This is a genomic window from uncultured Psychrobacillus sp., from assembly GCF_938022135.1.
Lineage (GTDB): Bacteria > Bacillota > Bacilli > Bacillales_A > Planococcaceae > Psychrobacillus.
This window is the reverse complement of the sequence record NZ_CALIED010000089.1, coordinates 1-6,918: the sequence shown is the minus strand read 5'-3', so window position 1 is coordinate 6,918 and position 6,918 is coordinate 1. Positions and strand designations below refer to the sequence as shown.

The following is a 6,918-nucleotide window of genomic DNA, read 5'->3' as shown; positions in this document are numbered from 1 at the left end:
TACCCATTACTTATGAAACTGTTGATTCATCCTGCTTCTTTTCAACAGTCGTTAACTCAGGATTATTTCCTTCCTCCTCTTTATCTTCATCAGATACTAATCCCTTAGTGGCACTCTTGAATTCGGTTAAAGTACGTCCAAAAGCCCGGCCGATTTCTGGCAGTTTTTTAGGTCCAAAAATAATCAAAGCAATGACCAGTATTAAAATTAAACCTGGAATTCCGATACTTGACAACATGTATAATCAGCTCCTGAAATTTGGTTTTTTACTAGCGTCACACACAGACGAGGCATTGTTTCACCAGGGCGATACGTCCATACACCACTCGGGTGCTGTACTGATCTCCAATAAGGGCATAAAGTCCTCCCTTAAAATTTCACAAAAAATGCAGTAAAGTACATGATCAATAGTCCAATCGAGAATCCAGAAAGGTTTAACCATGAAACAGATGGTTCCTTATGTGTACGATGATCTTCAATAAGCATTTTCGTTATCACATAAATTACTTGAAGAATTGCCCCTGCACCAATACCCAGGAACAAAGCTCCTAAAATTGGTGAGAAGATGAATCCGCCAACCCAAGTACCTACAATGGCGGGGGCGCCTGCGATAACTCCCAGTAGTAGAAAGTCTCTGAATCGAGGTGAGGTCTTTAATAAAGGAGCAGCGATTCCAATACCTTCCGTAATGTTGTGAAGGGTAAATCCTATAATTAAAAAGGTACCTAGAGCGGCTTCACCTAGGGAAAAGGAAGAACCAATTGCCAAACCTTCCCCAAAGTTATGAAGTCCTATTCCGGTAGCCATTAACAAAGCCAGACCAAAAGCGGAATATCCTTTCTTTTCTTGCTTTCTTTGTTGATACTGATCAAAGCCGATCAATAATAAGAAGGTTAAGGAAGCTCCAATAATGACAACCATATTGCCCTGGAAGACAGAAGGAGCTTCTGCACCAATTTCAAATCCATCAGCTAGAGTCCCGACAAATAAAAATAAAAGCAGCCCAACGGTAAGGGCAAGAATCGAATTAATCCACTTTCGTGAGAAACGTTTCATAAATGGATACCACAACAACCCTAATGTAATCGGGACTATCCCAACGTAAAAGCCTATTAAGCCGTAGTTCAAAAAGTTGCTCCAGTTGGTTTCTGGAGTGAGCGTGGCAGCTGCAAGTTCACCTTCCGTGATAATCCCATTCTCTGTGATTAATTTAATGGTATGTGGATCACCTTCCACCCAAGGATAAGTAATGGTCACCTTTCCTTCTTCGAATCGTTCAAGTTTTGCTTGAGGAGAGACACTGTAATTCCACACCGAATCATTGACAATAACTTGAGAAATCGTTAATGGTTTTGGTCCCGTATTACTAACAGATAATTCAAAACCGATTTTAGTTACCTTGATGCTTTCAATGTTCAAGACTTCTATCGGCGCTGCAGGATCTTTTTCTACACCTGCCCCATTCTTTAGTACCCATCCCAGAACTCCTATAAGTAATACTAACGGTATTAAACCAGCTAATAGCCATTTCCCCTTCATATTATTATCTCCCCTTCTTTACTCGACCTCAAAGAATCCCATCCAGCCTAACTCAGCGAATTCACTTACATGGGCATGAAACATATACATTCCCTTGAATGGAAAACGAACTTCTAAAATTCCACGTTCTCCCTGACACTGCATGATGGTATCTGTAAACTGGGAGGGGTTATCGTTTCTGCCGGTTGGATAGTACGTAAAGTAATTTGCATGCAAGTGAAATGAATTTAATAAGTCGAATTCTGTTAAATTACTTAGATAGATACGGACCAGTTGATCTTTTTTGATTTTAATAGGGTGATTCATGTATGCGAAGGCATAGCCATTAACCGTATAAAACTCGTTTTCGCCGTCTAAATCCAAATCAAATCCGTTCATAACCATGTTTAACTCTAATGCCGGCTCTCTTGGCTTCTTTGGATCAATTATAAAATTACCATATAAGCCTTTATGGATATGGCGGGCTAAGGGGAGTACATGGCAATGGTAAATTTGTAATCCGTATGGCTTCGCTTCAAATTCATATGTGAATTTTTGTCCCGGATAAATAGAAGTTAATCCGTCCATCTCTGGAGGGTGGATTCCGTGAAAATGAATAGAATGAGGATGGCTGCCTTTATTAATAAAGTGAAACCGTAAAAGGTCCCCTTCCGTACAACGAAAAGTTGGTCCTGGAATAGTTCCGTTATAAGTCCAGCCTGGGAATTTAATTCCTTTGGCAATTTCGATTTCTTTATCAATTGCTACGACTTCATATTCCCGGAGTGTTTGACCATTTGGCATCTTGGTAACTTTTCCATAATCAAACTCAGTAAGGAGGCGTTCTGCCATTTTATAACCTGTAGTTTTTGTTTTATCACTCATATTTGTATGATTGGAATGATTGCCATTCTTGTGAGATGAATCATCGGATGCCTGAGCCACAGTTGGAAATTGTGCCATTTTATTTAAGTAATAAGATCCAGCTATCCCAAACGCACCTGCAGTCCCCATCTTTAAAACATCTCTGCGTGAAACCTTTTTCTCATCAGACATTACTTGACCCCCTACTAAAAAGTTTCCTTAAGTAAACTTTTTGTTGTATAAGCTATATTTTAAGGTGGAGACAACTTTTGTGTCAACTCTTTTTTATAAAATGCGTAAGCGCTGACAATCAAGGGCGGATCTGGGGGAGGTGCAGGAATAATTCATGCACCAACTCTATTTATAGTTTTATAGTAGAGAAATAGTATCTTTTCTTACTCTGAGCCTTGATTTTAGGTGGGGTTAAGGGAACGTAAATTACATCAAAGGTACTTTGTAAACTAGATTTGGATAAAATATGCATAATGAAAATTCTTTCTGTTAGGAAGTAACTGTTAATATTTGTTGAAAATGGTTGATTCTCTTGAACAGTTTGTCCGGTTCACTAATGATATATTGGAATAATATATACTATCAAAAAGTAAAGGGGGGAAACTAAGAAATAGCTAATAAAATTACATCAGGTCCATTTTTCGTACCATTATTTATTGACGGCACTAGCAATCTACCTGTAGATCGTTTATTGATTGGTCTTAAAAATCCTACTAATCGAACTAAAACTGTTCGTGTAACAGTTGAACGTGCCGAAGATTTTCTATTCCCAGCTACTTCTCTAGAGTCTACTATTCTCAACCAACTAGTAAGTCTACCATCAGAAAACTGGACAGTGTTACGAATTATTGCTGGCCCAACTACTTTCCAAGGTGATAACATGCTTCGTGTAAACGTTGAAGGTGATACAGATGAAGAGTCAGACGGAATTGAAGTGGCGTTGTTCGGTGGTAATGATGGACGTCTAACTGTGTCAATGGTATTTAAACATGAAGACTTTATCGAGGTAGATGAAGATTAACCTAAATTAAAATACCTCTCAATGAGAGTGTTTTAGTTTTATTTTTTTTATGGATAATTTTGATACACTGACTTTATTAGATTTGGATTTTGTATACGATTTCGTGTGTTAAATCAATAAAAAGAGGTTGGGTACGTTTTTGGTACCCAACCTCTTTATTTGTCGATAATAAGGTATCCGGTGAGAAGGGAGGGTATAGAGGGGTCCCATGGGGACAAAATAGAGAGTGGAAACATGGGAAATGAATGAACCAACAACGCAATAATTATTGTGATGCTTCCCGCCATTCTCGGCGATTTACCAGATGCTCTGGATGTTCTTTGAATAGTTTCACATTGACATTATGCTCTACCTTTTGTTCTTGTTTAGATTCACATTGACATCCACGCACAAACAGTTTCGCTACTTTTAATATTTTTCTTTCCATTTTTCATGATAGATTGCGTTAGTAAAGGATGTTCAGAAACAACGAAAGCGTAGCTATTAAAGGATAACAAAAAAGAAGGAACCATTTTTTATTCTTTAAAAACAGGAAAGAAATACTTAGTTAAACCTAAGTCATGAGTAAGTTCTTAAGGTTAATTTATGGATCTTTCCAGAAGAGCTTTATCTTATCATTTTCAATGGACTTCTTCATCCATATCTGTCGAGTTACATATTCCTTATTTTTATTTTTAAAATCCGCTAATACTTTTAGTAAGTTTTTCAGTGTCCTTTAGGGACAAGCTTTCTTCTTCTAAGTATTTTTCCAGAAGCGCTCCTTTTTGAATCAGTCTTCGCGTTCGTTCTTTTCTAGCTTCGTTTGAAACTTTAAGTTCTAGAACTCTCTTCTTTTGCTCCAGAACTTTTATTCTATCCTTCATTTTTTGTAATTCTTCGTTAGGCATATGAATTATCCTTTAGGTGGATTTTGTAAAAAATTCTTCTCTTCCTCATTATCCTCTTTTGAAAAAGAGGCTTCACTTAATGATTTCACTTGATTATTAAATGAATCAATTAATTCCTTTGCTTCATTCACATCTTCTACCTCCCATGAATCCATTAGATATTTCCCAATCTCCCTTTGAGTGCTGTTCAATATCCTTTTCTGTTTTTCTTTCAATCTTTTGATTCGCTCTTCAATGCTTAAAATTTGTTCTTTAGTATTCTGTTTTATCAACACTAGCACCCCTTATGGATATTTTTCCTAATTGTAACACTTGTTCTATAATATGGAAGGTGATAGAATGATCCCGAAGATTAAGATCAAGGGCGCACTTATATACCACTATCGTGGTATTGTGCATTGGCTCCTTCTTCGAAGAAACCAATTTCGTGAAGCGTCTGAAAAATTCGCTTCGCTCATGTTATGAAAAGAAAGTGGGGTGCTTGAACCGTGGCCATCTATCATTTCTCCAATCAGATTATTTCAAGAAAAAAGCAACAAAATACCATTGCTGCAGCTGCATATCGTTCTGGTGAGAGATTGGTAGATGAAAGAACCAATGAGTCCAAGTTTTATAAAAGACAAGTGGAACCGATTACTCATATTCTTGCGCCTAGTCATGCACCTAAATGGGTATATGATCGTCAGCAATTATGGAATGAAGTGGAGAAAGTAGAAAGACAATGGAATGCACAACTTGCCCGTGAAATGAATGTAGCCTTACCAAAGGAACTATCTCATGAAGAGCAAGAACAATTAGCCATTGAATTTTGTAATGAGGTTTTTGTGAAAGATGGCATGGTTGCAGATTTAGCTATCCATAGAGATGATGAAGAAAATCCACACTTTCATATCATGTTAACCATTCGACCTTTTAATGAAGAGGGAACATGGGGAAATAAACAAGTGAAGATGAAAGAAATCATTAATGGAAAACAACAAATAAAAGCCATACATACAACTGATTGGAATACCAAAGAAAAGCTTGTTTACTGGAGAGAGCAGTGGGCGACTTATGCCAATCAATTCTTAGAGAAAAATGGTTTTCCTGAAAGGATCACACATTTATCGAATAAAGATCAAGGGCTTGAAACACTCCCGACCATTCATGAAGGAGTTGTTGCAAGGCAGCTGCAAAATGAAGGGAAAGAATCTGAAAGAATTCGAATAAATATGGAGCGTAAAGAGTACAACAAAATCATCATCGAATTGTCAGAAGTGAAGAAAGAAAAACAGATAAAAGAAAGAACAGAGAAGTTTGTTCGCCGCTTCACTCCTTTAGAGAAAAAACAACTACGTGAGTCAGCCAAATCCTTACGACTTTTTGTCAATTACAAAAACATTAACACTAGAAGGAGCCAGTTAGACAAATGGCATGCGCGACTAGAGTTTAGTCAGGATTCCGTTGATACATTTAAAAAAATGAACCGGATTGAAAGAGAAACAGACATGTTAGATCAAGCTGAAAATATTTTGGAAAATGAGGCCAATAGGTTTTTAGAAAAGTATTATCCGAATTTTAATATTGAGGATCATTCTAAAGAACAAAAAATTGAAGTTGTTGAAACGACGGTCACACAGAATAAAAGGTTAAGTAGCCATGAAATTGAAAAAGTTATAATTGATTTAGAGAAAAAACAAATCGAAAAGGACTTATATGTTTTACTGAACAATAGACCACAGTTTGTTCTTTCCATACAAAAAGAAATACAACGGGCAGAAAAGCAGTTCGAGAATTTTCGTTTGAAAAATGGGGTTAATTTTGCTGATGGATCAACAATCAAAAATGCTTCTGAAAAAGAGTTAAGTCAAATGCAGTTTTTATTAAAACAAAAAGAGAATTTGAACAAATCATTAGGCCTGTTGGGTCTACTTTATGACCACCGACTTCAAGCTATGTATCCTAATTGGGTTGGACGTAATTATTTATCGATTGAACAAAAGGAATTCTTTGTCATGGCAGAAGAGTATTATGGGAAAAACATTAAGCCTGAGGATTTTTCAAACCCACCAAGAAAATACTCTAAAGATGAACAAATTGAAATTATATCCTCTTTTTATCAAATTAGTAACGGTCATATTGACTTATATAAACGAAATCAATCTATTGAGCTCTTAAATAAGGAGTATCCAGATTTCCAAACGGATAATCAATCTTATAAACATATGTTCTATTATGAGTGTATGCGATATTCTGACGAAATTGGCCAAGAACGAATGAATCAACTTCAACGTGCATTTGATGTCCAGTCGGTTGGTAAAGAAGAGGACTCCGAACTTGAGCGTTCCACCACTTTCGGTCCGAAAACTAATCATAATTCCAGTTTCTTGTCTTATGATGGTTCTGATTTCTTTTCTATTCTTGAGAATGCCATCCGTGAAGCTGATCGAAAATGGAGAGAAGATGAACTTGAACAGAAGAATAAAAACAAGAGGAAAAGACAAAAGGGAATGGAACGCTAGTATTGGGGTTATTTGATGGATGACGAACACATTCTAGCGTTCCGGGCTTCAAATATGTATGGAGTACCAGATTTATTCAACAAAAGGGCACCGACCCATTAGGTTAGCAAAACTG

7 protein-coding genes are annotated in these 6,918 nt (G+C 36.8%); 2 read left to right on the top strand and 5 right to left on the bottom strand.

The window, feature by feature from the left end; all coding sequences use genetic code 11:
* Window positions 1–10: 10 nt before the first annotated feature.
* The 3 genes from Q0371_RS18510 to Q0371_RS18500 form a co-directional block, all read right to left on the bottom strand.
* On the bottom strand, window positions 11–238 hold the full coding sequence (locus Q0371_RS18510) for a twin-arginine translocase TatA/TatE family subunit (RefSeq protein WP_298474006.1): 228 nt from the start codon (window positions 236–238) through the stop codon (window positions 11–13).
* 131 nt (window positions 239–369) lie between these two features.
* Entirely contained in the window at window positions 370–1,539 is a 1,170-nt protein-coding gene (locus Q0371_RS18505; RefSeq protein ID WP_298474004.1) for a ZIP family metal transporter, read from the bottom strand.
* Between the two features lie 18 nt (window positions 1,540–1,557).
* Window positions 1,558–2,574, bottom strand: a complete 1,017-nt coding sequence (locus Q0371_RS18500) for a multicopper oxidase domain-containing protein (RefSeq protein WP_298474001.1) — start codon at window positions 2,572–2,574, stop codon at window positions 1,558–1,560.
* Window positions 2,575–3,085: 511 nt separating this feature from the next.
* Between Q0371_RS18500 and Q0371_RS18495 the strand changes: the two genes are divergently transcribed.
* Window positions 3,086–3,415: a hypothetical protein gene (locus tag Q0371_RS18495; RefSeq protein ID WP_298473998.1), complete on the top strand. Its 330-nt coding sequence runs from the start codon at window positions 3,086–3,088 to the stop codon at window positions 3,413–3,415.
* A 674-nt stretch (window positions 3,416–4,089) separates the two neighbouring features.
* Here the strand turns inward: Q0371_RS18495 and Q0371_RS18490 are convergent.
* A complete protein-coding gene (locus tag Q0371_RS18490) occupies window positions 4,090–4,302 on the bottom strand; it encodes a hypothetical protein (protein ID WP_298473995.1) in 213 nt (70 codons plus the stop codon).
* Between the two features lie 5 nt (window positions 4,303–4,307).
* Entirely contained in the window at window positions 4,308–4,574 is a 267-nt protein-coding gene (locus tag Q0371_RS18485; RefSeq protein WP_298473992.1) for a hypothetical protein, read from the bottom strand.
* A 216-nt stretch (window positions 4,575–4,790) separates the two neighbouring features.
* Here Q0371_RS18485 and mobQ point away from each other — a divergent pair, with 216 nt between their 5' ends.
* A complete protein-coding gene (gene mobQ, locus Q0371_RS18480; RefSeq protein WP_298473989.1) occupies window positions 4,791–6,803 on the top strand; it encodes a MobQ family relaxase in 2,013 nt (670 codons plus the stop codon).
* Window positions 6,804–6,918 lie beyond the last annotated feature (115 nt).

Bases quoted from the DNA above. Each gene is read 5' to 3' on its own strand.
- Q0371_RS18490 (WP_298473995.1), bottom strand. From the start codon at position 4,302: ATGCCTAACGAAGAATTACAAAAAATGAAGGATAGAATAAAAGTTCTG.
- Q0371_RS18510 (WP_298474006.1), bottom strand. From the start codon at position 238: ATGTTGTCAAGTATCGGAATTCCAGGTTTAATTTTAATACTGGTCATT.
- Q0371_RS18505 (WP_298474004.1), bottom strand. From the start codon at position 1,539: ATGAAGGGGAAATGGCTATTAGCTGGTTTAATACCGTTAGTATTACTT.
- Q0371_RS18500 (WP_298474001.1), bottom strand. From the start codon at position 2,574: ATGTCTGATGAGAAAAAGGTTTCACGCAGAGATGTTTTAAAGATGGGG.